Annotated in this window: 20 protein-coding genes; all 20 read right to left on the bottom strand. The window is 62.9% G+C overall.

Annotation, left to right across the window (positions count from 1 at the left end):
* Nucleotides 1-82 precede the first annotated feature (82 nt).
* Complete coding sequence (locus tag ACMRQN_RS06350; protein ID WP_418734277.1) at nucleotides 83-871, bottom strand: mechanosensitive ion channel family protein; 789 nt, start codon at nucleotides 869-871, stop codon at nucleotides 83-85.
* Between the two features lie 9 nt (nucleotides 872-880).
* Nucleotides 881-2,269 (bottom strand): sensor histidine kinase, encoded by a 1,389-nt coding sequence (locus ACMRQN_RS06345; RefSeq protein WP_418734301.1) that lies wholly within the window; start codon nucleotides 2,267-2,269, stop codon nucleotides 881-883.
* Nucleotides 2,270-2,324: 55 nt separating this feature from the next.
* Nucleotides 2,325-3,350, bottom strand: coding sequence for a sulfite exporter TauE/SafE family protein (locus ACMRQN_RS06340; protein WP_418734300.1), 1,026 nt, complete (start codon nucleotides 3,348-3,350; stop codon nucleotides 2,325-2,327).
* Between the two features lie 138 nt (nucleotides 3,351-3,488).
* Entirely contained in the window at nucleotides 3,489-4,877 is a 1,389-nt protein-coding gene (locus tag ACMRQN_RS06335; RefSeq protein ID WP_418734276.1) for a glycosyltransferase family 2 protein, read from the bottom strand.
* A gap of 278 nt (nucleotides 4,878-5,155) precedes the next feature.
* Nucleotides 5,156-5,845 carry a response regulator transcription factor gene (locus tag ACMRQN_RS06330; protein WP_418734275.1) on the bottom strand — a complete coding sequence of 230 codons (690 nt, stop codon included), beginning with the start codon at nucleotides 5,843-5,845 and terminating at the stop codon, nucleotides 5,156-5,158.
* A 182-nt stretch (nucleotides 5,846-6,027) separates the two neighbouring features.
* Entirely contained in the window at nucleotides 6,028-6,708 is a 681-nt protein-coding gene (gene phoU, locus ACMRQN_RS06325) for a phosphate signaling complex protein PhoU (RefSeq protein WP_418734274.1), read from the bottom strand.
* A complete protein-coding gene (gene pstB / locus ACMRQN_RS06320) occupies nucleotides 6,708-7,475 on the bottom strand; it encodes a phosphate ABC transporter ATP-binding protein PstB (protein WP_418734299.1) in 768 nt (255 codons plus the stop codon). Before pstB ends, phoU begins: the two co-directional genes overlap by 1 nt.
* A 62-nt stretch (nucleotides 7,476-7,537) precedes the next feature.
* Nucleotides 7,538-8,386, bottom strand: coding sequence for a phosphate ABC transporter ATP-binding protein (locus tag ACMRQN_RS06315; protein WP_418734273.1), 849 nt, complete (start codon nucleotides 8,384-8,386; stop codon nucleotides 7,538-7,540).
* On the bottom strand, nucleotides 8,383-9,300 hold the full coding sequence (gene pstA / locus ACMRQN_RS06310; RefSeq protein ID WP_366513203.1) for a phosphate ABC transporter permease PstA: 918 nt from the start codon (nucleotides 9,298-9,300) through the stop codon (nucleotides 8,383-8,385). Before pstA ends, ACMRQN_RS06315 begins: the two co-directional genes overlap by 4 nt.
* Nucleotides 9,293-10,210, bottom strand: coding sequence for a phosphate ABC transporter permease subunit PstC (pstC, locus tag ACMRQN_RS06305; protein ID WP_418734272.1), 918 nt, complete (start codon nucleotides 10,208-10,210; stop codon nucleotides 9,293-9,295). The genes pstA and pstC overlap by 8 nt, the downstream gene beginning before the upstream one ends.
* A 21-nt stretch (nucleotides 10,211-10,231) precedes the next feature.
* Complete coding sequence (locus ACMRQN_RS06300) at nucleotides 10,232-11,182, bottom strand: phosphate ABC transporter substrate-binding protein PstS family protein (protein WP_418734271.1); 951 nt, start codon at nucleotides 11,180-11,182, stop codon at nucleotides 10,232-10,234.
* A gap of 259 nt (nucleotides 11,183-11,441) precedes the next feature.
* Nucleotides 11,442-12,575 carry a ribosome small subunit-dependent GTPase A gene (gene rsgA / locus ACMRQN_RS06295; protein WP_418734270.1) on the bottom strand — a complete coding sequence of 378 codons (1,134 nt, stop codon included), beginning with the start codon at nucleotides 12,573-12,575 and terminating at the stop codon, nucleotides 11,442-11,444.
* Nucleotides 12,576-12,584: 9 nt separating this feature from the next.
* Nucleotides 12,585-13,187: a hydrolase gene (locus tag ACMRQN_RS06290; RefSeq protein WP_418734269.1), complete on the bottom strand. Its 603-nt coding sequence runs from the start codon at nucleotides 13,185-13,187 to the stop codon at nucleotides 12,585-12,587.
* Nucleotides 13,188-13,198: 11 nt separating this feature from the next.
* The gene (locus tag ACMRQN_RS06285) at nucleotides 13,199-14,719 is read right to left on the bottom strand and encodes a TrkH family potassium uptake protein (protein WP_418734268.1); all 1,521 of its coding nucleotides are present in this window, start codon (nucleotides 14,717-14,719) and stop codon (nucleotides 13,199-13,201) included.
* A gap of 347 nt (nucleotides 14,720-15,066) precedes the next feature.
* A complete protein-coding gene (clpB, locus tag ACMRQN_RS06280) occupies nucleotides 15,067-17,754 on the bottom strand; it encodes an ATP-dependent chaperone ClpB (RefSeq protein ID WP_418734267.1) in 2,688 nt (895 codons plus the stop codon).
* Nucleotides 17,755-17,790: 36 nt separating this feature from the next.
* The gene (locus tag ACMRQN_RS06275; RefSeq protein WP_158049148.1) at nucleotides 17,791-18,189 is read right to left on the bottom strand and encodes a heat shock protein transcriptional repressor HspR; all 399 of its coding nucleotides are present in this window, start codon (nucleotides 18,187-18,189) and stop codon (nucleotides 17,791-17,793) included.
* Nucleotides 18,189-19,133: a DnaJ C-terminal domain-containing protein gene (locus ACMRQN_RS06270; RefSeq protein ID WP_418734266.1), complete on the bottom strand. Its 945-nt coding sequence runs from the start codon at nucleotides 19,131-19,133 to the stop codon at nucleotides 18,189-18,191. Before ACMRQN_RS06270 ends, ACMRQN_RS06275 begins: the two co-directional genes overlap by 1 nt.
* Before the next feature lie 63 nt (nucleotides 19,134-19,196).
* Nucleotides 19,197-19,949 carry a nucleotide exchange factor GrpE gene (locus tag ACMRQN_RS06265; RefSeq protein WP_418734265.1) on the bottom strand — a complete coding sequence of 251 codons (753 nt, stop codon included), beginning with the start codon at nucleotides 19,947-19,949 and terminating at the stop codon, nucleotides 19,197-19,199.
* 5 nt (nucleotides 19,950-19,954) lie between these two features.
* Nucleotides 19,955-21,883: a molecular chaperone DnaK gene (gene dnaK, locus ACMRQN_RS06260; RefSeq protein ID WP_418734264.1), complete on the bottom strand. Its 1,929-nt coding sequence runs from the start codon at nucleotides 21,881-21,883 to the stop codon at nucleotides 19,955-19,957.
* Between the two features lie 428 nt (nucleotides 21,884-22,311).
* A complete protein-coding gene (locus tag ACMRQN_RS06255; protein WP_418734263.1) occupies nucleotides 22,312-23,901 on the bottom strand; it encodes a PLP-dependent aminotransferase family protein in 1,590 nt (529 codons plus the stop codon).
* Nucleotides 23,902-23,936: the final 35 nt, after the last annotated feature.

The raw sequence follows: 23,936 nt of genomic DNA, 5'->3' as shown, positions 1-23,936 counted from the left end.
CCTCTATGCCACGATGGAGGGAGCGACGGAGCGCATGACGGCTTCCTTCACGAAAGCGCGACTGAACGCGGAAGGCCCTGCCCTACGCCATGGTATAAGGCGCAACGGCGCGCACGACGGCGTCTTTCACCAAGGAATGCTTGTCGCCGTCTTCAACCCACACGATGAGGCTTGCGCGATAGCCGTACTCCATGGCCTCCGTGAAGAGCACCTGCGGCTCGCGCGATAGGCCTCCACCCACTTTTTGCGCTGCCTGACCTGCTGCCTTGACAATCTTCGCAGCAACGGCATCGAGGTCTGCGCCGCCCGTGGTGACAAGCAGCGGCACGACCACCTTCGTAAGCGGCGGCAGATGCGTGAGCGACGACTTGTTGATCACCGAATTCGGCACCACGACGCGCTCGCCCGAAAGCGTCTCGAGCGACGTGTGCCGCCAAGTCACATCGCGCACGACGCCGCGCTGCCCGCCGACCTCGATGTAGTCACCCGGTTCCACAAGCCCGGTGATGCTCACTTGCACGCCGCCGATCAGGTTCGAAAGCGTGTCCTGGAAGCCGAGCGAGATGGCGATGCCGCCGATGCCGAGCGCGGTGATCGCCGCAGAAACATCGATTCCGAAGCAACTCGACAGCACCACGCTGATACCGACGGCCCACACAGCGATGCGGGCAATGTTGATGAAGATGCTCGACGAGGGCAGCGGCGAATTGTCATGCGAGAGCACGCGGCGCAGTACCTTCGTCACAGCGCGAGCCACGAGCGCCGTGAAAGCGAGCGCAATCGCCACCGTCAGCGCAGTGGAAAGCCACTCGACATGGACGATGCTCTGGATGATGTCATAGAGGTCGGACGTCTGCTCTTCGGGATCCATCTTCCTCCCCTACCGACGCAGGGCTTCCGCGTCGCTCGCAGCGACCTGGGACTTCGTCTGGGCGGCGCATCCTTCCAAAAACAGCGTCACCGTGGTGCCGACGCCCAGCTCGCTTTGCACGTCCATATACGAGTTCGGCCCGAAGAACCCAACGATGCGGTCATGCACGTTCTTCACCGCGATGCCGATGCCCTTGGTCTCCTTGGGATGCATGATGCCCTGGCGCGCCTCCTCGGTCATGCCCGTGCCGTTGTCGCTCACGCGCAGATACACGTCGTCGCCCTCGACCTCGCCAGTCACCGTGATGGTGAGCTTGCCCTCGGAGGGCATCGCGTGCTGAACGGCGTTTTCCACCAGCGGCTGGATAAGAAACGACGGAACCATCATGTTCTCGCACTCGGGTGCCAAATCGACGCTGAGCTCCACGCGCTCGGCGCCGAAGCGTGCCACCTCAAAGGAGAAGTAGCGCTGCGTCTGCTCCACCTCGCGCGAGAGGGAGATGAGGCTGTCGGAATTCTCCAACGTGCGGCGGTAGAACACCGCGAACTCGCGCAAAAGCACACGGGCCTCGTTGGGGCTCGTGCGGATAAGCGAGGCGATCGTGTTGATGGTATTGAACAGGAAGTGCGGGTTGATCTGGTTCTGGAGCGCTTTGAGCTCCATACTCGTGGCGAGGCGCGCCTGCTCTTCGAGCTGCGCCGCGGCCATCTGGGTGGAAAGCAGCGTGCCGAAACCCTCGGCGATCGACTTCTGCGTCTCGCTGATTCGCTTGGCGGAGCGATAGTAGAACTTCAGCGTGCCCACCACGTCACCGCGTACCAAAAGCGGGACAACGATGGCCGCCTTGATCGTCGTGGCGTTTTCCGGGAAGCCGATGTCGATGCTGGTAAACAGCACACGCATGTTGCCGTCGTCGAGCGTGGCCTGCGTCGCATGCGTGCGGATGTTGCCGCCGGCGGGGTTATCGGCCTCCAGGTAGCCCGCGTAACCGAGGATCTGCTTCTTGTCGGTGATGGCCACCGCGATAGCGGCCGTCGAGGGTAAAAGCAGCTGGCAGATTTCCTGCGCGGATTCGCGATTCAGGCCGTCCTGCATGCTCTCGAGGGTCTTGCTCGCCAGGCGCAGCATGGCGTCCGATTGGCGCGCGCGTACCGAATCCGGGTCCATCGACAGGCGGATCACCAGCACAATCGAGAGCGTGAACATGATACCTGCGGTAATCATGATGGGGATGCTGTGAGAAGGGGCGAGCGCCGTCCATAGAAGCGTCACACCCGAGAGGACCGCGATGATTGCAAGCAGCATCTCGACCGTGAACACGCGAGCGACGCCTTTCTTCGGGGGGATGATCCCCGATGCCGCTCCGTCGATCGAATTCGCCGCTCCGCTCTCACGCATGCCTATTTCGCCCATCATCTCGCCCCCATCGTCAGTTTGCGTTAAGTATAGACGATTACCCGAGGACGCCGACCTCGTTCAGCACAAGCATGACCGCCGCCACAATAAGAAAACACCCGAACAGCAACCGGAGCATACGCTCGGGCACCTTCGTCACGAGCTTCGCGCCGATGACGGCACCGGGAATAGTGCCGATGACGATCGCGATACCGGCGAGGTAGTTGATGTTGCCAATGATTCCCTGCTCGATCACACCGGGAATGGCCAAGATCATGACCGCGATAAGCGAGGTGCCCGACGCCTTGCGCATGGGAATGCCGATAATCGAGAGCATGAGCGGCACCATGATGAACCCGCCGCCAACGCCGACATAGCCCGAGGCAAGGCCCGCGATCAGGCCGATCGCGGCGCCCTGTAAGAGCTGCTTTCGGGAAAGGAGCGAATCGTCGGAGGAAGCCGAAGCCGCCTGTCCGCCCGAGGAAGTCAGCGAGGGCGTCGCGCTCGAAGAGCCGCTGGTCGCCGAAGGGTCAGCGGCTAGAGCCGCCTGTTCGCCCGAGGAAGTCAGCGAGGTCGCGGCCGGTGCGTCAGATTGCGGTGAAAGCTCGACGACGCGTGCTTCGGCACGCGAGGAGGGCTTGGAGCCGCAAGATGGCGTGCCCGCCGCGGCCGCAGCGTCGGCTCCTGCGGCCGGCTGGCCAGCCGGCCGCAACTTAAAGGCCTTCTTGAACATGTTGATGGCCGAATAGCCAATGATGATCGCCGCTGCGAGCATCACGAGCCAGTCGGGAGAAAGCTGCGCGAGCCACACCCCCACAGGCGACAGACACGCACCTCCGAGGCCCGCGGCGATGCCGAGCGCGGGAATGCAGGTCTTGCCCTTCACGTGCGAAATCGCGCCCGAAATGGACGTCGGGATGATGGCGAACAGCGAGGTCGCCGTGCTCATGGTGGCGCTCATTCCGAACGCAAGGCGGAAAATCGGCACCATAACCGTGCCCCCGCCGATACCGAGCAGCCCCGAGGCGACACCAATCAGCATGCCGACCAGAGCGGGAGCAACAAAATGAACGAGTACTTCCACCATCGTATCTTTCTACTGGAGATTCACCCTATCAGAGCGCGCACCGAGGACGTCCCCCGAAGGGACGCTCTCCTCACCCAGTGTATCGCGGCAGCGCGCACCGGTCCGCAGCGGGGAGCCGACCGCGCGCATTCGCCATTAATCGGCAAGGTTCAGGCGAATCTCGCTCGTCATGCCCGGGTCGATATTGGAATATTGGGCTGCAAGCTGCTCGGGAATGCCCGCTTGGGGAACTGTAGGAGCCCCCGCTTCCACCACATCCCCCGCCTTCTCGACGCGGGGATCGCGCTCGACAACTCGGCCATTCGCATTCGCGCCCGCCACAGCCTCCGCGCGCGACACAGCGCTGCGGACAAGGGCGGTGCTTAAGACCTGATCGCCCTCGATACGCGACATGAGCTCCGACCACACGAACTGGAACTCGAAGTACTTTGTGCAGTTCCGCTGGGCATATTGCGCCGCCTCGGTGCGCGCCGCCTTCGCCGCCTTGCGATACGCCTTCTTGTCGGGACGAGCAAGGCTGCGCAGAAACGCCGTGATGCGGATTCGCCGCACGATGCTCGGCTCCAAAAACGGCCCCGGGTACGGCTCGAGGGACGAGGGCTTCACCTGCATGAGGTCAATCTGGGTGCGGCTGTACTCCATCTTGCGGTATTCGTAGAGCCAGCGATAGATGTCCTGGCGGAAACGCGTGCCCTCGCTCGCCGATTCGGGAGGAAGGTGATGCAGACTCCATTTGTTGTCGAACCAGATGTCGGAGCCGTACATGCGCAGGTCAAGCATGTAATCCAGATCCTCGCCGCGCGGGATCCACGGGTCGAACGACAGGCGCTTGAACGCCTCCTTGTGAAGCGCGAGGCACCCGCCGCACACGTGGTTCGAGCGCGAAAGGCGCGGCGCGCGCATGGCCCGCTCGATCCATTTGTTGAACGCGCTTCCCTGCTGCCAGAAGCGGTTGTACCACTTGTTCTGGCTCTTTGACAGATAGGAGCCTTCCGAATTGTAGTAGAAACCCGTCTTCGCGAGAATGGGAATGCCCTTGCGCGTGAGCTTCCCCAAGCCGTACATCGCACGGCGCAGGAAGTCGGCATCAGTCACCACCTCATCGTCGTCGAGGAACACCACCGCGTCGAACCCGAGCGCGCACGCCACGACAAGACCGAGGTTGCGAACGGCCCCGTACCCCGACAAGCCCACCTCGCGCGTGAGTTTCCCCAGGCCGAGCTGCTCCATGCGCTGCTGCACCAGACCCGCCTCCGCGGCGCCGATGACCGCGATATGCAGCTCGGGAAAACGCGCAGCGATGGCCTGGGTCTTCTGCGCCGCCTTATGCGCGATAGAAGGCTCCGCCGCGACGAGCACAATAATCTGTCCGATTCCCTCGACCTTGGTGAGCGATTCGAGGCAGCGCGGCAGATCGCCCTCTTGGGACAGGGGCGTCGGATGGTCGTACGTGGCGATAATGGAGCCGCCCTCGCGTTGCGAGCGTGTTGAGACAAAGGTGGGAATGACAACAACCGGGTTCATATGCTTCCTTTAAAGTTCGATGAGTCGGCCCCGTTTGGCCTGTTCACAGAAGCGCCTAGCGAACACCGCGGCAGATTTCACCATCCCGCGAGGGAAAGGCCCGCCACACGCCGCCCGCAAGCGAACCTCATGAACCGAATCATTATACCGCTCTGCGCTTTGCGTAACGAAGGCGCGCGAGACCTTCCATCGAATGCAGAGAACGAGAAACCTGGCGTGGGAGGGGAATTGCCCGCTCGCGCAGGGCCGATTTCTCACGGCGAGCGCCTGGGAACCCGCTATTGCGAGACGAGGCGATACCCCACCCCGCGCACCGTCTCGATGAGGGAGGCATGCTCACCGAGTTTCTGACGCAGCGTGAGGACGTGCATGTCGACCGTTCGGCTGCCACCTGCGAAGTCCCATCCCCACACGTGCTGCAACAGCGCATCGCGGGAAAGGGCGACGCCGGGGTTTTCCATGAAATGAAGGAGCAGGTCGAACTCGCGCGCCGTGAGCGAAAGCGGCTCACCGCCGCAGAACGCCTCGTGGCGCATCTCGGAGATGGAAAGCGGCCCGATCGTTATCTCGTCGCTCGACCCCTGGGGCGCTTCGCTGCCCCAGTCGGGGGCGCGCCGCAGCAGAGCGCGCACGCGAGAGACCATTTCCATCATGCCGTAAGGCTTGGTGAGGTATTCGTCGGCGCCGCCATCAAGGGCGGTCACGATGTCGAGCTCGGTGCTTTTAGCGGTCACCATGATCACGGGCACGCGTGAAAGGCCTGGCGTGTTGCGAATGCGATGAAGGATTTCCAAGCCATCGGCGCCGGGCAGCATGATGTCGAGCATGACCACATCGGGAAGCCGTCGTGCGCAGGCCGCGCGGAACTCCACGTCGTTCGCCATGCCCTCGGCCTCGATTCCCGCCTGCGTGAGAGCGTAAAGCGCTAGCTCGCGAATGCTCGCGTCGTCTTCCACGCAGTACACCATAGCCTGCCGCCTTCCCTCGCCGAAAACCCTTATCCAATTGATTATCGCACAGGGGGAAGGGTCCGGGCGAGAGGCGGTTCGCCCGCGCGTCGGGAGGGACGGGAGGCGGACGGCGAGCCCCGGTCGAGCCCACGCGGCTGCGTGGCGCCCGTGCGAAGCTCGGGGCGATGCGAGGCGGGAAGCTATTCGGCCGGAATCTCCCCAACCTTTAAGTCATGCGTGCCGGTCAAACGGAAGATCGTCCATTTCGCGATGCGCTCGGCATCGTCTCCCATGCGCTCGAAATACTTCGCGGCCATGAGCAGCTCGGGCAGATGCGTCGCGTCGGCGTCCCCCTTGCGAATGAGGTCGACCACCACCTGCTCGGCTCGCTCATAAAGCGCGTCGACCTCGTCGTCGGAGGCAAATACCTCTTCGGCGCGGTCGCGGTCGGCGTCAGCGAAGCTCTCGAGCGCAGTCTTGACCATGTAGGCGACCTTGCCAGACGCCGTGGCGATCTCGGCCTCGATCGCGGATGCGGCCTCATGGGGAATCTGGGTTGCCAGATACGCCACGTCGCGCGACTTCGAGTCAATGTGCGCCAAGTCGCTCACCAGGCGAAACGACCCAGAAACGTAGCGCAGGTCGTCGGCGACGAGGGGCTGCTGCATGAGCATGATGTCGAGGCACGTGTCCTCGATCGTCGCACGAAGGCGACGCATGCGCATCTCGCCCGAGATGACCTCCTCGGCAGCCTCTGTGTCGCCCTTCGCAAGCGCAAGGCCAGCCGCCGTCACGTCGGCTATCGTCTTCTGACCCAAATCATCCATTGCAGCAGACAAATCGTCAAGCTGCTTCAAATATTTCGAACGGGGAACCAACATTAGCTGAACCTTCCTGTCAGGTAGTCTTTCGTGCGCTCCTCGCGCGGTTGCGAGAAAAGCTGCTTGGTTGGGCCCTCCTCAATGAGCTCGCCCAAGTAGAAGAACGCGGTCTTGTCCGCGACGCGCGTCGCCTGCTGCATGTTGTGCGTCACGACGACGACGGTGCGCTCGCGTGCCAGCTCGACCATGAGCTCCTCGATAAGCGACGTCGAAATCGGGTCGAGAGCGCTCGTCGGCTCGTCCATGAGCAGGACCTGCGGCTCCACGGCAAGAGCGCGCGCGATACACAGGCGCTGCTGCTGGCCGCCGGAGATGCCCAGGCCATTCTGGTCGAGCTTGTCCTTCGCCTCGTCCCAAAGGCCCGCATCGCGCAGGCATCGCTCCACGATCTCGTCGCCTTCCGTCTTCGAGATCTTGCGCATGCGGCGCGGCCCGTACAAAATGTTGTCGCGAATGCTCATCGGGAAGGGGTTCGGGTGCTGGAACACCATGCCCACCATGACGCGAAGCTCGTTGGGCTCGGTCGCGAAGACATCGCGGCCCGCAACCTCGATAGTTCCCTCGGTGCGAACCGTCGGCACGAAATCGCACATGCGGTTGAACGTGCGCAGAAGCGTCGACTTGCCGCAACCGGAGGGGCCAATGAACGCGGTCGCCTTGTTCTTCGGAATCTCGAGCGAGATGTTCTTCAGCGCCTGGAAATCGCCGTACCACAGGTTGAAGTTGCGAATCGAGATGACCGACTCGCCCTCGGCGACCGAGAGCATGCTTGCCTGGGAATCCGACAACGACCTGCTCTTTTCCGTATTCTTTCGTTCCACCATGCTCATTAGCCAAACCTTCCGGTGAGATAGTCCTGCAAACGCTGGTCTTTCGACGCCGAGAAGATCTGCTTGGTCGGGCCCGTCTCGACCATGTCACCCACGTAGAAGAACGCGGTGCGGTCGGAGACGCGCGTTGCCTGCTCCATGTTATGCGTGACGATGATGGCGCAGATGCCGGTCTGCGCGATATCGCGGATGGTCTCCTCGACCGAGAACGTCGAAATCGGGTCGAGCGCCGAGCACGGCTCGTCGAAAAGCACCACGTCAGGATGCATGGCGAGCGTGCGCGCGATGCACAGGCGCTGCTGCTGGCCGCCGGAGAGGGCATGGGCGCTCTGGTCGAGCTTGTCTTTTACCTCGTCCCACAGCGCACCCGCGCGCAGGGCCTCTTCCACAAGCGCATCGCACTCGTCTTTGCCCTTCACAAGACCGTGGCGCTTCGGAGCGAACAGGATGTTGTCGCGAATCGACTTGCGAAACGGCGTCGGCTGCTGGAACACCATACCGATGGATTTGCGCAACTCGAAGAGGTTTTCCGAGCGCGTGTTGATATCGCGGCCGTGATAGTCGATGCTACCGCCGACCTTGCACTTGGGAATCTCGCGGTTCATGAGGTTAAAGCAGCGCAGGAAGGTGGACTTTCCGCAGCCCGAAGGGCCGATAAGTGCCGTGACCTGTCCCTTCTCGAAATCGAGAGAGGTTGCATGCAGTGCCTCGAACGTATCGTAGGTCACCGTGACGTCGCGCGTGCGCAAAAGCGGCTCGGCGCCTTCCCGTGCGGGGGCCTCCGCTTCCGCCGTGATGGCCGGCGCACGATTTTCCTTTTCAGCGAGAGGTTTCTCTTGCGTCATCATTCGCTTGTCAGCCTCCTTTCCAGAAGCTTGCCCACGAAGCGGGCGATCAGGTTGAAGGCCAGGATGCACACCATGAGCACGGCCGCGGTGCCGTTCGAGATGGCCTCGAGGTCGGGCACGACGCCTTCGGAGTTGATCTTCCAGATGTGGACCGCGAGCGTCTCGGCGGGACGGAAGATGTTCCACGGGCACGACGGGCTCGAGAGGTCGAAGCACGTGAAGTCGAGCACCGGCGCGCTTTGACCTGCGGTGAAGATGAGCGCTGCGGCCTCGCCGAACACGCGACCGGCGGAAAGCACGATGCCGGTGACGATAGCGGGCATCGCGGCGGGCAGCAGCACGTGGATCGTCGTTTCCCAGCGGGTGAGCCCCATGGCGAGGCCCGCATCGCGCTGCGAGCGCGGCACGTCTTCGAGCGCCTGCTGGCAGGTGCGGACAAGGATCGGGATGTTGAACATCGTGAGCGCCACCGCGCCCGCGATGACCGAGAATCCCCAGCCCATGGTCAGCACGAAGAACAAAAAGCCGAACAGGCCGACGACGATCGAGGGCAGCGACGAGAGCGTCTCGATGATCGTCTTCGCCACGCTGGTCACCCAGTTCTCGGGCGCATACTGCGACAGGTAGATCGCCGCGCCGAGCGAGAGGGGCACGCTGATGACGAGCGTCAGGAACAGCAGGTAGAACGAGTTGAACAGCTCCGGGCCGATGCCGCCGCCCGCCTTGAACTGCTGCGGCTTAGAGGTGAGGAAGCTCACATCGAAGAGCTTGCCCGCGCCCGCGACCAGGATGTAGATCACGATAGCGGCCAATATGAGCAGCACGAGGCCCACGATGGCGGTGAGGATTCCCGTGGCGATCTTGTCCTGCGAGTTGATGCGGCGAACGTGCGCCGCCATGTCGAACTTAGCCACGCTTGGCCCCTCCCTTGTGCCCGATTAGGTGGATGACCAGGATGAACACGAGCGACATGAGCAAAAGCAGCAGCGCAAGCGACCAGAGCACGTCGTTGTACACGGTGCCCATCGCCTCGTTGCCCATGCCCATGGTGAGCACGGACGTGAGCGTCGACGCGGGCGTGAACAGGCTCGTCGGCATCTGGATAGCGTTGCCGATGACCATCTGCACGGCGAGTGCCTCGCCGAACGCGCGCGTCATCCCCAAGATGACCGCCGTCATGAGCGACGGGGCCGCCGAGCGCAGAACCACGTTCCACACCGTCTGCCAGCGCGTGCAACCAAGCGCGTAGGAACCTTCGCGATATTGCCCGGGCACTGCGGCGAGCGCGTCGATCGAGAGGCTCGTGATCGTGGGGAGGATCATCACGGCGAGCACGATAGCGCTCGAGAAGATGCCGAAACCGGTGATGGTTTGGCCAGCCGCAGCCGCCATGTCGCGAGTCCACGCCACCACAACGGTGAGGCCGATAAGGCCGTAGACAACCGACGGGATTCCCACCAGAAGCTCGATGAGCGGCTGGAACACGCGGCGCCCGAACCCGGGGGCGATCTCGACGACGAAGATCGCCGAGCCGATGGCGATCGGCAGGGCGAACAGCGTCGAGAGCAACGTGACTGCAAACGAGCCGGAAATCATCGGCAGCGCGCCTACCGTCGGCATGCCATTCGCGTCGTCCTGATGGGGGTTCCACGTGGTGCCGGTGAGGAATGCGCCCAGGTCGATGCCGTCAACGGCGAATGTCGCGATACCGCGCTGCGCGACCATTGCAACGAGCGTAACAACAAGAAGCGCCACGAGCGCGATGCACGCACCCGTGACGCCCTTGCCGATAAGCTCGACGCGATGCTTTGGCAATTGAGCCATAAAGCCGCGTCTCCTTTCGAGTTATTTCTTGGTGACCTTGCCGGAAGCGTCCTTCTCGACCTTCATGCCGGAGACGGGGATGTAACCCTGCGCCTCGACGAGCTCGCCCTGGACATCGTCGCTCATCATGTACTCGATGAATGCCTTGGTAGCCTCGTCGGGATCGGCGGCAGTGTACATGTGCTCGTAAGCCCAGATGGTCCAGGAGTTGTCCTCGACGTTTGCCTCCTTCGGCTCGACGCCGCCGACTTTGAGCGCCTTCACGGTGTCGTCGTAGTAGGAGAACGCCAGGTAGGAGATGGCGCCCAGGGTGGAAGCAACCATCTTCGCAGCGGTGCCCGAAGAATCCTGCTCCTGGGGCTTGAAGGTGTCGGGCACCTTGGTGTCGCCGAGCACGGCGGCCTCGAAGGTCGCGCGAGTGCCGGAGCCGGATGCGCGGTTGATGACCGTGATGGCCGCATCGGCGCCGCCAACTTCCTTCCAGTTGGTGACTTCACCGGTGAAGATGGACTTCAGCTGGTCAATCGTCAGATCGTCGACGGCGACGTCCTTGTTGACGATCGGGCCCATGCCGACGATGCAGACCTTGTTGTCGGTGATCTTCTTCAGATCGGCGGTGTCCTTCACCTTCGCCTCGGCGAACACGTCGGAGTTGCCAATCTGCACCGCGCCCTGGGTGATCTGCGTGATGCCCTGGCCGGAGCCGCCACCCTGAACGGTGATCTGAACGCCAGAATTCTTCTCCATGAACTGCTCGGCAGCAGCTTCGCAGAGGGGCTGAAGCGCCGTGGAACCGACAGCCGTGATGGTGCCGGAGAGCGCCTTCATCTCGGCCTTGTCTTCCTTCGCGTCGGACTTCGCGTCGCTCGAGCCGTTCGAACCGCAGCCGGTGAGGCTGAATGCGGCGACCGTTGCGGCAGTGGCCGCAGCGGCTCCAACGAAGTTACGGCGGCTCATGAGGTTGCCCTGCATAATGTTATTCTCCCTTCGAGATTTCCTTTTTGGCGAGCGTTGGCGTTGAGTTAGGTTTCGCCGTTTCTCGCTGAGCAAGATAGTAGGGAGCAAATCCGTCCGAAGGGAGCACAGCGGCAAGCCATGACGCAAGCATGACGCAGCTTTACCTTCCCCTTACCCAAACATGCAGGAATCGCTTACATTGAGGAGCACTAGGGCGGCCCAGGACGGGACGTAAGGCGCGCGTCTGGCGAGGCCGCGGGTCCGCGGGCGCGGGCTACTGGCCGTATTTGCGCCAGCTCGAGCCGCCGCTGCCGCGGCCCGACTTGTTGCGACGCATCTTCGACGAGGCTGCCGACGTCTTCCGCCCGCCCGCGCTGCCACCCGTTCCCGCCGCGCTGCGCGAGGCGGCCTTACCCGAATGGCGAGAACCGCGCGGACCCGCCTGGGCCTGTTCGCGCTGCATCCAGCGCGCCTGCTCGCGGCGCTCGCGGACGACCTCGGTCTCGCGCTTCAGCGAAACATAGGACTCGAAGCGCTCTTGGGCAAGATCGCCGCGCTCGACGGCGGCACGAACAGCGCAACCAGGTTCGTTCTCGTGCTTGCAGTCGCGGAAGCGGCACTGCCCGGCGAGCTCCTCCACATCGGCGAAGGCAACGCCGATGCCTGCATCGGCATCCCACAGGCCCAAACCGCGCACGCCCGGCATATCGACCACGTAGCCGCCGTGGGGAATGGCCACCATCTCGCGGCTCACCGTGGTATGGCGACCCGCGCCATCGGTCTCGCGCACCGACCCCGTCTCTTGCACATCTTGTCCGACAAGGAGGTTGACCAGGCTCGACTTTCCCACGCCGCTTCGCCCGATGAGCACCGCCGTCGTCCCCTCGGGCACGAGCGCGCGCACGGCTTCGACGCTTTCGGGCATCGCCTCCGACACGACAAGCGTCTCCACGTCCGCGCCGACAAGTGCCAGGACGCGCTCGCGGACGCGCTCGACCGCGTCCTCGCTTTCGGCAAGATCAGCCTTGGTGAGCACGACGGACACGGCGGCACCCGTTTCGTGCGCGAGCACCAATTCGCGCTCCAACCTGCGCATATTCACTTCCACTGAAGGCTGCGTCACAATGACGCGATCGAAATTGGCAGCAAGCACTTGGGGGACGGCGCGCTCGGTAGGGTCCTTCCGAACAAGTTCGCGCGAACGGGGAAGCACCTCAACGATAAGCGCCTTGTCATTTCGCTCGGCGAACGAGATGCGCACCCTGTCACCGATCACCGCACGGACGCGCTCGCCCTTCACGAGCGACGTTGCGTGCTTGCAGCGAAGCTCGACCCCGTCCTCAAGACGCACCAAGGGGAACCCACGGTCAAGCTTGACGACGCACCCGATGGCAACCGTTTCTTCCAACAACTCCCCCTAACGCTGGCGTTCTCGCAGGTAACGGAACAGTCCCATGAGAGCAAACCCGACGACGGTGAGCGCAGCGCCAACCGCAAACGCCTCAGGACGGAACTCCTCGACATGATGCGAGCCCTTCGTGACCACGGCGACGCTCGTCGCATGCACGTCGCTCAGCCCCTGGTCCTCAGGACAAGCGAGGTGGAACACACCGCGGACCTGCAGCATCGTCCCCGTGGTGCCGTAGCGGCCGAGCGTGTCGATATGCGACGCGGACTCGCGCGTCATCAGCACCGCGACCGACGCGTTGCTCGAGCTCGAGGCCTCTGCGAGTGTAACCCACACCATGCCGTCGCGCGCATCGATGATGTCGCCCACCGCCTCGCCGGTGATCTGCACGGTCTGCTTGTCGTAGTAGGAGTCGGCGTTCGACAGGTCGACGATCGACGAATCGTAGATGAACGACGAGTCGGGCCGCTGCTGGGGGTTTATCAGGTTGGAATCGTCTTCGTCATCGTCGTCGTCCGCGAAGGCGAGGGCGGGCGTGCATGCGAACAGGCAAAACGCTGCTGCGAGCACAGCCAAGAGCGCACGGCGGGAAAGCGAGGCCCAGGTTGTCATAGCGTGCCTGCTCATTGGCGCCGCACCCTCTTTCGGGGGACCAACGACGCGACGATCTCGGCCAAAACGGCGAGCAGCGTGACGAACTCGAGGCGGCCCGCCCACATCTGGAAGATGTAGAACGTCTCGAGAGAAGGCGACATGCCAGGCGTCACGATGCCGGTGATAACGCCGCCGTTCGACGTCATGGCGACCGACTCCATGATAGCCTGCGACGCCTCGTATCCGTGCGCGATGCCCACGAGCGCGCCGACCGAGTACGTGATCACGAAGAGCACGAACACGGTCATCGCTTCCTTCACAGCATCGGAGGAGAGAACGCGTCGTCCCAGGTGGTTATAGGAAACGACAACGCGAGCAGACGAAGGGGACACCGCCTCTTTCACCGTGGAGACAATAGACTTGAAGATGATGCCCACGCGGTAGAGCTTCACGCCGCCCGAAGTCGACCCCGCCGAACCGCCGACAGCCATGATCAGCGCGAGCGCGAGGAAGGCACCCGACGAGAACACCGTCGTGAACTGGTTGGTCGTGACGTTTTGAAGCCCGGTGGTCGAGAACGCCGACACCACCATGAACAGGCCGCGACGAATCATCGCAGGCAGGTCGGAGAACAACGCGCTCGCCGAAAGAGACGCCGCGACGACGATCGTCATCACCAGCAGCCAGATGATCATCGTGCGAATCTCGATATCGCCGAAAAACGACTGCAGGCGCCCCTTCCACACCTCGGCGTGGATAACGAAGCTCACCGAGCCCAAGATCATGAGCAGCATGAGGAAAACCTCGATGGGAATCGAATTGTAGTAGGAGACGCTTTCGGCCATCGGCGCGAAGCCGCCGGTGTTGAACGCGGTGATCGCAAGCCAGAGCGAATGCAGAGCAGCGCGCACGGGCTCCATGCCGATCGACATACACAGCGCAGCGAGCACCACCGCAGCGAGGAGGATGATGACAAGCGAGATGCGCAAAATGAGCTGCGTCGTCTGGACGACGTTGGGAACCACGTGCTCGCTTCGGCCCTCGGCGGTGTAGAGCGACGAGCCCGAGCGTTTGCCGAAGATGCCGAGAGAAAGCGCGACGACGATGAGTCCCAAGCCGCCGACCAGGTGCATCATGAATCGGAACATGTTGTCCGCGTTAGAGAAGTGGTCGATGTCGAGCGCGACGGTGGCACCCGTCGTGGTGAGGCCCGAGACGCCGTCGAAAAGCGCATCAATATAAGTGGCATAGTGCCCGGACAGAAAGAGCGGGACCGACGCGAAGAAGGCGAGCACGATCCATGCGAAGCCCGTGACCGCAAGCGCCTGGCGACGCCCCAAGCGACCGGGCTCGATGCGCAGGAACTGCAGCAGCGTGCCGACAACGAGCGCGATGCCGATACCCAGCAGGTAGCGCTCGGCGGGCTCCCATTCCTGGAACACGAGCGCCGTTATGAACGGCACCGCCATAAGCGCCGCGAAGAGCTGGGTGAGCGTACCGAGGTAGTGTCCGATAACGCGCAGGTCGTAAAGCGAGAACCTCTGCCACATGCCACTACCCCATCAGCACGCGAGCGATGCTGACCAGGACCACCATCGCAAGGAGGAGGCACACGAAGAACAGCACGACGATCGCAAAGCCCATAAGGGGCGTCGTAATGGATTCGCGTATGTCAGACCAAGACTTTTGCATGGGGCATATTCTAGTACATTTGTCGAAAAAGGCACGTCGGGCGCGATGGGTTGTCCCATAGCGCCCCAAGAGCGGTCAAAAGCCGGTGCCCCGCGGCTTGCGGACGCCAAAACCGACGCAGGGAACATGCTTATACGCGCAAAGAAACCCGCCAAGCTGCTTCTCGTAACTTGGCGGGTTCGATAGTCATATCTGCTCTCGAGCCTTACTCCAGCGGCAAGGCGTCCAAATCGAGCGGCGCCTCGACGCGGCAGGTGTAGTCCCCCGCGGTATCGTCGACATCGATCAGCACATGGCTGCGGTCGAGCAACTTGCCGCGAACAGCCGCGTCGGCGATGCGATCGACCACTTCACGCTGAATCAAGCGCTTCAACGGGCGGGCGCCGTACACCGGGTCGAAGCCGTCGATCGACAGATGCTCGAGCGCCGCAGGCGTCACGTCGAGCGACACGTGGCGGTCAGCCAGGCGCTTGCGCACGTCTTCGAGCTGAAGCTTCACGATAGGCTCCATCGACTCGATCGACAGCGGCTTGAACGTGATGATATCGTCGATGCGGTTCAGGAACTCGGGCTTGAACGTGGCACGCAGCGAATCCTGAATCCTGTTCGTAAACTCGGCGAGCTTCTTCGACGCGGTGGCCACGTCGGCCTTCAACATGCCTTCCATCATCTCGCCCATCGACTCGTTCTCCTTCGCGAAGTCGCGAATCTCCTGGCTGGCAATGTTGCTCGTCATGATGATGATGGCGTTCTTAAAGCTAACCACACGGCCCTGGCCGTCCGTCAGGCGGCCGTCATCGAGCACCTGCAAAAGCACGTTGAACACGTCCGGGTGCGCCTTTTCGATCTCGTCGAGCAGCACGACCGAATAGGGCTTGCGGCGCACCGCCTCGGTGAGCTGGCCACCCTCGTCGTAACCCACGTATCCCGGAGGGGCACCGATTAGGCGCTGGACGCTGAACTTCTCCATGTACTCGGACATGTCGATGCGCACCATGGCCTTCTCGGAATCGAACAGGTACTCGGCGAGCGCCTTGGCGAGCTCAGTCTTGCCAACACCCGTGGGGCCCAAGAACATGAAGCTGCCCACCGGGCGGTTCGGGTCGGAAAGCCCCGCGCGGTTGCGGCGAATGGCGCCCGCCACCGCATGCACGGCCTCGTCCTGGCCGACGACGCGCTCATGCAGCTTGTCTTCCAAGTCGGCGAGCTTCTCCATCTCGCCCTGCATCATCTTCTGGACCGGGATGCCCGTCCACGCGGACACCACCTCGGCGATCTCGTCTTCAGATACCTCCTCCTTCAAGATCGCGCCGTCCTTCTGCTTGCCGACAAGCGTCTCCTCCGCCGTCTTCAAGCGCTGCTGCAGCTCGGGGATGGTGGAATAGCGCAGCTCGGAGGCGCGCGAAAGGTCGCCCTCGCGCGTGACGCGCTCCTCTTCGGCCTGGGCGCTTTCCAGGTCGGCCTTGAGCGTCTGCACGTTCTCGATGACGTCTTTCTCGTTGCGCCATTCGGCCTTGCGACGGTCGAGGTCCTCTTGCGCGCTCGCGATGTCGCGGCGCAGCGCCTCCAGGCGCTCCTTCGAGGCGTCGTCGCTCTCCTTCATGAGCGCCTGCTCCTCGATCTGCATCTGCGTGAGCTTGCGCCCTGCCATGTCGACCTCTTCGGGCATCGAATCGATCTCGATACGCAGGCGGCTCGCCGCCTCGTCCATCAAGTCGATCGCCTTGTCGGGGAGGAAGCGGTCGGAGATGTAGCGGTCGGAAAGCTCCGCCGCGGCAACGATGGCGCCGTCGGTGATGCGCACGCCGTGATGGATCTCGTACTTCTCCTTCAAGCCACGCAGGATGGCGATGGTGTCTTCCACCGTCGGCTCGCCGATCATGACCGGCTGGAAACGGCGGGCAAGCGCTTTATCCTTCTCGACGTACTTGCGGTACTCGTCGAGCGTGGTCGCGCCGATGGCATGCAGCTCACCACGCGCGAGCGCGGGCTTAAGCATGTTGCCCGCATCGAGCGTGCTGTCGCCCGAGGAGCCGGCGCCCACGATGGTATGCAGCTCGTCGATGAACAAGATAACCTTGCCCTCGGACTGCTTCACCTCGCGCAGCACCGCCTTCAAGCGGTCCTCGAACTCGCCGCGGTATTTCGCGCCCGCCATCATCGCGCCCAAGTCGAGCGACACGATGTCGCGGTCCTTCAGGCTGGAAGGCACGTCGCCTGCGACGATGCGCTGCGCAAGTCCCTCGACGATGGCCGTCTTGCCCGTGCCCGGCTCGCCGATGAGCACCGGGTTGTTCTTGGTGCGGCGGGAAAGCACCTGGATGGTGCGGCGGATTTCCTCAGAGCGGCCGATCACCGGGTCGAGCTTGCCCTCGCGCGCCTGTTGAGTAAGGTTTTGACCATACTGTTCCAAGGCCTCGAACTGGGCTTTCTCCTGCTGATCGGTCACGCGCGTGTCGCCGCGGAGCTCTTCGTAGGCCGCCTCGATGTTCTTGTGCGTGATGCCCACGCCGTTCAAGATGCGCCCCGCTGGACCCTTGTCCTCCGAAAGCGCGATGAGCAGATGTTCACTTGTGGCGTAGCTGTCACCGAGCTTCTCGGCTGCCTTCACCGCGTTGTCGATCGTCTTCATGAGGTCATTGCCCGGCATCGGCATGGGCATGCCGCCCTGCGACTTCGGGCCGCGCTCGACCTCTTCGTTCACGTTGCGCTCAAGCTGCGCCGGGTCGGCGCCGATGCGCTTGATGATTGCCGCGAGGTTGTTCTCATCGGCATCGAGCAATGCCTTCAGAAGGTGAATCGGCTGGATGACCGCCGATTCGGCATCGCTTGCCACGCCCATGGAGTTCTGAAACGCCTCCTGGGCGGTGATTGCTAGTTTGTCTAACCTCATAATCTAAGCCTCCTTCGTAAGGAGATGGTTTGCCATTTAAGAGAGGCGTCGAAGGACGATAGCGCCCGGAGTGACGCCGCCGACGTCGTTTTGCACGAGCGAGTTCACGCTTTCGCGCGTCTCGAGCTCATGCACGCGATCGGCCAAGCGGCGCACCCGCTTGTGCAGGTCGTCGATTTCCTCGTCGCGCGCGTCCAAGCGCCCTTGCAAATCGAGGATTCGCGTCACGCCCGCAAGGTTGATGCCCTCGTTGGTGAGCTCGTTGATAAGCCCGAGCCGCTCGATGTCGGCCTGCGAGTACATGCGGGTGTTGCCGCTCGTTCGCTGCGGCGTGACAAGGCCTTTCTGCTCGTACGCGCGCAGCGTCTGGGGATGTACTCCCGCAAGCTCCGCTGCCACGCTGATCATGTACAGGGGTCTGTTGCGGTCGTCCATTACCATGTCCTCACGTCCTCGCTCGTCGCAGCCTGGAATTCCTCCAGGGCCCTGCGTTGTCCATCGTTCAAATGCTCAGGAACCTTAACGATAACCTTGATCTTCAGGTCGCCCGAGCCCTGCCCCTTCACTCGCGGTGCGCCCTTGCCGCGAACCGTGAGCTTCGTCCCACTTTGCGTTCCGGCGGGAACCTTCACGCGCACCTTTGAGCCATCCGGCGCGGGAATGACAACGCTGCCTCCGAGCGCCGCTTCCGCCACAGTGACCGGCACGTCGACGAGCACGTCGGCGCCGTCGCGAGAGAAGTACGGATGGGGTTCGATCTTGGTGGTGATGAGCAGATCGCCCGCCTCGCCGCCGTCGGAGCCCAAGCCGCCCTTGCCGCGGAAGCGAAGCCTGCCGCCATCGACGGCCCCTGCGGGGACCTTCACCGTGAAGGTTTCGGGGGCGTCCTTGCCGGGGATGCGAACAGTCACGCGCTTCTCGGTACCGCAGAACGCCTCATCGAACGTCACGTTCAGGGTGACGTTCATGTCCTTGCCCTTCTGCGGGCGAGGGCCTCGACGCCCACCGCCACCGAAGTTGCCGAAGTCCCATTCCGTTCCGAAGGCGCCCTCGCCGCGGCGAATGCTCTCCAGGATATCGGCCCAGCTGCCGGCGCCGCCCATGCCGCCGAAGATGTCCTCGACGTTCACGCCCTGGCCGCCGCCCCAGCCGCGCGGGATCTGATTCTCATTCGCCGTGCCGTACTGATCGTAGAGCTTGCGCTTCTTGTCGTCGGAGAGAACCTCGTACGCTTCGTTGAGCTCCTTGAACTTGGCCTCGTCGCCACCCGCATCGGGATGGTACTTGCGCGCAAGCTTGCGGAACGCCTTCTTTATCTCATCGGTGGACGCCGTGCGCGGAACGCCCAGCGTTTTGTAATAATCCGGAGTTGCCGGCATACACGACCACCTGCCTTTCTCACTTGAAAAACAAGGGCGGGCTCACGCGCCCGCCCCCATACATTACTCTTCGGTTTCGTCCTCTTCGGGCTTGGGTCGCTTCGGGCCGCCGGTGGTCACCGTGACCATCGCGGGCCTGATGACCTTCGCCCCAAGGCGGTACCCTTTTTGGTACACTTCGTGGACCGTCTCGTCGAACGCCTCCGTATCGGGAACCGTCGCGACCGCCTGAGCCTCCAGCGCATCGAACGCCTCGCCAGCCGGGTCGATCACTTCCACTCCGTCCTTCTCGAGCACGCCGACGAACTTGGAATGCACCGCGCGGACGCCTCCAAGCAGCTCGCCTTCGCCGTTCTTCTCAGCATAGTCAATCGTGCGCTCGAAATCGTCTATCACGGGAAGCAGGCTCGTGACCAGCTTCTCCGCGGCGCGGGCCTTCTCGGCTTCACGCTGCTCGTTCGTGCGCCTGCGGTAGGTGTCCCACTCGGCGTGAAGGCGCATGAACTTGTCTTTCCACTCGGCAGCCTCGGCCTTCGCGGCAGCAAGCTCGGCTGCTGCCTTCTCCGCCTCGGCCTTCGCATCGTCGGCGGGTTTCTCGCCCTCGGCACCCTCGGCGGGCTTTTCCGCTTCCTCGGGCTCGCCCTCGAGCACTTCTGCCTCTACCGGCTCGGCGGCAGCACCCTCCGCAGCCGACTTCGCATCGGCCGCGGTGGCGCTATCGTTGGCGCAGGTTGGGGAGGAGGAGGGAGCCTCTGCGCCCGTGTTGGCATCATCGATGGGAATACTCACGGCGTCGTCCTTTCCAGATTTCGCCATAGCGATTACTTGCCTTCTTTCTTGTCGTCGTCGACGACTTCGTAGTCAGCTTCGATCGTGTCGTCGTCGGCAGGAGCCGCGCCGCCCTGAGCACCAGCCGCTGCAGCCGCCGCAGCCGCGGGGTCGCCGCCGTTCTGCGAGTACACAACCTCAGCGAGCTTGTAGCCAGCCTGCTGCAGCTTCTCGACCGAAGCCTTGATGGCCTCGATGTCGTTACCCTCGAGCGCGCTCTTCGCCTCGGCGATAGCGGACTCGGCAGCCGCCTTCGCGTCGGCCGGCGCCTTGTCGCCCAGCTCATCGAGGGTCTGCTGCGTGGCGTTCACCAAAGAGTCGGCGTTGTTGCGCGTCTCGACTTCTTCCTTGCGCTGAGCGTCCTCGGCGGCGTGCGCCTCGGCGTCCTTCACCATGCGATCGACTTCGTCGTCGGAAAGCGCGGTGGAACCGGAGATCGTGATCTGCTGCTGTTTGCCCGTGCCCAGGTCCTTAGCGGAAACGTTCACGATGCCGTTCGCATCGATGTCGAAGGTGACTTCGATCTGCGGGACACCGCGACGAGCAGCCGGGATGCCGGAGAGCTGGAAACGGCCGAGCGTCTTGTTGTCCTTGGCCATCTGGCGCTCGCCCTGCAGGACATGGATTTCCACGGACGTCTGGTTGTCGGCGGCGGTGGAGTAAACCTCAGTCTTGCGGGTCGGGATGGTGGTGTTGCGGTCGATCATCTTGGTCATGACGCCGCCCATAGTCTCAACGCCCAGGGAAAGCGGGGTAACATCGAGCAGCAGGATGCCCTCGACGTCGCCGGCGAGCACGCCGCCCTGAACAGCCGCGCCCATAGCAACGACCTCGTCCGGGTTCACCGACATGTTCGGCTGCTTGCCCGTCATGTTCTTCACAAGCTCTTGAACCGCAGGCATACGGGTGGAGCCACCAACAAGGATGACCTCATCGATGTCGCCCTGGGACATGCTCGCGTCGCGAAGCGCCTGCTCAACAGGCTTGCGGCAGCGATCGAGCAAATCCTTGGTGATGCGCTCGAACTCCGCGCGGGTGAGCGTGTAGTCCAAGTGCTTCGGGCCGGTGGCGTCAGCTGTGATGAAGGGCAGATTGACGTTCGCCTGCGTGGTGGAGGAAAGCTCCATCTTCGCCTTCTCGGCAGCTTCCTTCAGACGCTGCAGCGCCATCTTGTCCTTGCGCAGGTCGATGCCGCCGTTGTCAGCCGCGAACTTGTCGGCCAGCCAATCGATGACGCGGTGATCCCAATCGTCGCCGCCGAGCTGGTTGTCGCCAGCGGTCGCGGCAACCTCGAAGACGCCGTCGCCGAGCTCGAGGATGGACACGTCGAAGGTGCCGCCGCCGAGGTCGAACACGAGAATCTTCTCGTCCTTGTTGGTCTTATCGAGGCCGTAGGCCAAAGCAGCAGCCGTCGGCTCGTTGATGATGCGGAGCACTTCGAGGCCGGCGATCTTGCCAGCGTCCTTCGTCGCCTGGCGCTGCGCGTCGTTGAAGTACGCAGGCACGGTGATGACTGCCTGGGTGATGGGGCTGCCAACCTGCTTTTCCGCGTCAGTCTTCAGCTTCTGGAGCACCATTGCCGAGATTTCCTCGGGAGTGTAGGTCTTGCCCTCGATGTCGATGACCGTGCGGCCGTCCTTGCCCGCCTCGACCTTGTAGCTCACCTTGGCCTGCTCAGCCTTCGTCTCGTTGAAGGAGCGGCCGATGAAGCGCTTGACGGAAGAAACCGTGTTTTCCGGGTTGGTGACTGCCTGGTTCTTCGCAGCCTTGCCGACGACGCGCTCGCCGTCCTTGCGGAAGCCCTCGACCGACGGGGTGGTGCGATCGCCTTCGGCGTTCACGAGGATCTCAGGCTCGCTGCCTTCCATGACTGCCATTGCTGAATTCGTGGTGCCCAAGTCAATACCGAGAATCTTAGACATTATGTTTCCTCTCCTTTTAGAGATAGTTACCGTGGTTTCGAGGGGAAGGCTTTCAGAAGAGCCGCTCCGAGTTTTCGCGGCTGCCCCATCGACCTACCCGTTCGATATTGCGTACTATAAAATCTAAGTGCGAAGCTGTCAAGTTTGCTTCTGGATTTCGCTAAGGTTTTTTGCAAAACTAGTGCTCAAACGATTGACCTGCGATAACGCAAATTATGGTATGCAGGAATTGTGAAGATATCACATACGAAATCTAAGTCAGGAAGACTCAAGGAGGCCAATCAAAGCGGGGGAAGAGTGCTTAAAGCCGAGGCGCTGCGACGAAAAGGGGCTCACGGTCCCACGGCGAAGATGAAGCCCCCTCGCGCCCCGCGGCGCGCGAGCATTCCCCAAGCCCGCGGCAAACGAGGGCCCCGCCCCGCGCGGCGCTACGGCAAGACAAGTTCTTCGATGTTGAGGCTCTCGCAGTTGAGCGCAAAGACCAACTCCCCCGCTTGAGCATCTGACCAGGCAAGAGGGCCTCTCCCCAGGAAGGCAAGCCGCACGCCCGCCGCCTGCAGTGCCCCCACAACGCGGTCTTGCGTGCCTTTGCGCACGCGCATCGAGAAGTAAAGTCCCCGGTCGAGCCCTTCGAACGCGACTTCCTGCGCAAGGGAGCTCTCGCGCACGCGGCCCACCAGCCCGTCCTGCAGCCTCTTCACATGGGTACGCAGACGGTTCACATGCCGCTCATAATGTCCCTGCTCGATGAAGCGGACGAGGGCAAGCTGCTCGAGTGGGCTGACCGTGTTCGAGTAAAAACCCAGTTTGAGCTCGAATTGCGCAGCGAGGTCCTCGGGAAGTGCCATATAAGCGATGCGGAATGCCGCACCGAGGCTTTTCGTGAACGAGTTCAAATAGATGACGCGCCCCGCCACATCGACGCTCGCGAGCGGCGCGATCGGGCGCCCCGACATGCGGAATTCCGCATCGTAATCGTCTTCGATGATGAAGCGGCCACGCGGCCCGTCGGAGGAAAACGCCCGCGCCGCATCCATTCGCGACCAGTTGAGCAAATCGCGTCGGTGGGCGGCGGACATGACGACCCCCGTCGGGAATTGGTGAGCGGGCATCACATGCGCCACGCTCGCGCCGCTTTCCCTCAATGCTGCGATGTCGATGCCCCCCGCAGCAAGCGGGACGCTCGCGCAGCGCGCGCCCTGGGCATCGTACATGCGCTCGAGCAGCGGATACCCCGGGGATTCTATCGCGAAGGCGCGGTCGCGCCCCAGCAGCTGGATTATCAGCTGATAGAGCGTCTGCGATCCCGCAGCGACGACAATGCGCTCGGCGGGGACATCCATGCCGCGGTATTCGCGCAGGTAAGCGGCAATTGCCCGACGCAAGCGCGGAGACCCGGCGCCGAGAGCAGCTTGCGCGAGCGTTGCGGAAGACTCCTCCGCAAGCGTCCGTCGCATCACGCGGGCCCAAGTTTGATAGGGGAAAAGCGCCGTTGCCGCCGACTCTGACGAAGGTGCGGGGGTCGCCGGGCCGCCTTCCGAGGCGAAGGTCGGAACGCCCTCGGCCATCCGCGCCGAAGTGCCTGGGGACGAGAGCCTTCGCTCGGAGGAGGCAGCGGGAAACTGCGTCATGCCCGCAGAGGCGGGAGAAGGCCGCCGAATCGCGTTTTCGGGGATGCTGTCAGACGCTGCGCTCCCGCGCAGGTGGTCTCCGCCGCGCTGCCCGTCACGTTTCCCGCCGCATTGCCCCCCACATTGCCCGCCGCGCGCAACGGGGGAAAGTTCGCACGCGAAGTAGCCTCTGCGCTCTTCTGCGCGCACATAGCCTTCCGCGATGAGCTGAGCGTAGGCCGCTTCAACCGTAATGACGCTCACACCGAGATTGCGCGCGAGCGCCCGCTTGGAGGGAAGCTTCTCGTCGGGCAAGATGTTCCCATGGGCGATATCGTGGCGAATACGCCGATAAAGGTAGTCATAGCGGCTCGCGTTTCCTCGCTTGCCCATATCGTAGGACAGCATTTCCCGTCATCACACCAATCTGGTCTTATTAATTA

Origin of the sequence: Ellagibacter sp., assembly GCF_048412355.1 — a bacterium.
Lineage (GTDB): Bacteria > Actinomycetota > Coriobacteriia > Coriobacteriales > Eggerthellaceae > Ellagibacter.
This window is presented reverse-complemented; position numbering and strand designations above follow the sequence as displayed.